Below are 1,692 nucleotides of genomic sequence, written 5' to 3' on the forward strand. Positions count from 1 at the left end.
GCCCCAGAAATGTAAAATTCCAAAACCATAATGAAAATGCAGACCGCCATCTCTTTGCCTGTGCGCTGAGATGGCGGCCTTTTTATGCGCCGAAAGATTTTACGGTTACAAAACAAAGGCTGAAAACAAAAAAGGAGCCTTGAAATCCTTTGATTTCAAGGCTCCTGGGGTGGTCCGAGTGTAATTATAGGACTTGGAAAAATCCAGTCATATCAATGGTTTTAACGCAGTAAGCAAGAGGTTTTTATCTAAAAAAATTATTCTTTGAGAATTACGCCGCCCGAGTGAGACTATGGGCGGCGTTTTCATAATCGTTGGAAGGAGTGTTTACCGCTTCAAGCGGGCTCCCGGTTAGATCGGTTACATCCCCCTCTAAACCGGGCCAAAAGAGCGCTTCAATACGCAGAAACTAGAATTGTAAAAATGAATAGCAACATCTAGGTATTAAGTTGTTGCTCATTATTTGTGTCTATTCACCTGAAGTACTCTTTTCAGCATTAACATCGCTTGAAAGTGAACAATACCATGATTTAAAATCATTTATTGTAATATACCGTGTGGCAACACCTTTTTGTGGAAAATCATATTCATGCCCTTGTAGTCTGTTTAAGATTTTTCCAGTAGGGTCTTTTATTCGATACAGACAGTCTGAAATTAAAATTTTTTCCCCACGATATATACCCCATTGTCCAGCAGATTTGCCAATTCTGCTGATGATAATATCTCCCGATTCTGCATATACTAGATTTTCACCAGACACCGCACAATACCGTAAAGATGGTTTCCACTGCTCGCTTTTCTTAGCTGTATGCAAAATGGCAGTTCCTTTGTCACAAAACATCTGGCTGGAGACATTACCGCGACGAATATCAAAAGCTTCATTAGTGGCGGAATATCTATCATACCATCTACCAGCTTGTATATCTTTTTGAGGGACAGTACATTTGTTCTCAAATAAAAACTGCTCATTTTCAAATATAACACAACTAGAGTTTGTTGTTTTCTTTTTGGGAGAGCTATTCTTAATTATTAGTGCGTAGCTATTTATATTTGATGCCCCAAATGTATCTTCCGGAAGCTTGATTATCTCCCTTACATAATAATTTTTCCCTATTAAACTACGAATTGCAGTGTTACTTTCTGCTTCAACAAATGTACTTGGAAGAATAATTACTAAAGTGCCATTCTCTTGTAACAAGAGGAGATTTGCCAAAAGCATTTCATTTTCCAGTCTTTTGGTACTATAGGAAGAAAACACACCTTGGTATAGCAACGGGAACTCTCTGTTTGTTTTTACAAAGTCAAAGGGAGGATTCGCCAAGACAAGAGGATATTTCTTTGCATGTTTGATTGCGTATTGGCGGCCATCCATTTCCATAAAGTTTACATCTGAAGCTATATGCGGTTTAATATCGACACCAAATAACGTTGTATTTTTCCACCGCTTTTTTGCTGCACGCAATAGATTGCAACTACCACAGCAAATGTCGATGGCTGTATCAGGATGTGGTACATTTACTTTCCTTACCAATAGATTTGCTATTTGAGGTGGTGTATAAAATTTGCTGTAGTCCAATAACTCCTCCCTCCTATTACAATAAATTTGGACAGGAAAGCCGGGCAGCCAGTCCGGCTTTCTCTCCATCTCGTGCCTAAGCTACAATAAGGGGAGCAACTGGCTGACCAATCCCT

General features: G+C 39.2%; 1 protein-coding gene. It reads right to left on the minus strand.

Going from position 1 to position 1,692, the window contains the following annotated elements; all coding sequences use genetic code 11:
* Positions 1-469 precede the first annotated feature (469 nt).
* Positions 470-1,576, minus strand: coding sequence for an N-6 DNA methylase (locus B5G34_RS18120; RefSeq protein ID WP_162609537.1), 1,107 nt, complete (start codon positions 1,574-1,576; stop codon positions 470-472).
* Between the last annotated feature and the right edge of the window lie 116 nt (positions 1,577-1,692).

This window comes from Flavonifractor sp. An82 (assembly GCF_002159265.1).
Lineage (GTDB): Bacteria > Bacillota > Clostridia > Oscillospirales > Oscillospiraceae > Flavonifractor.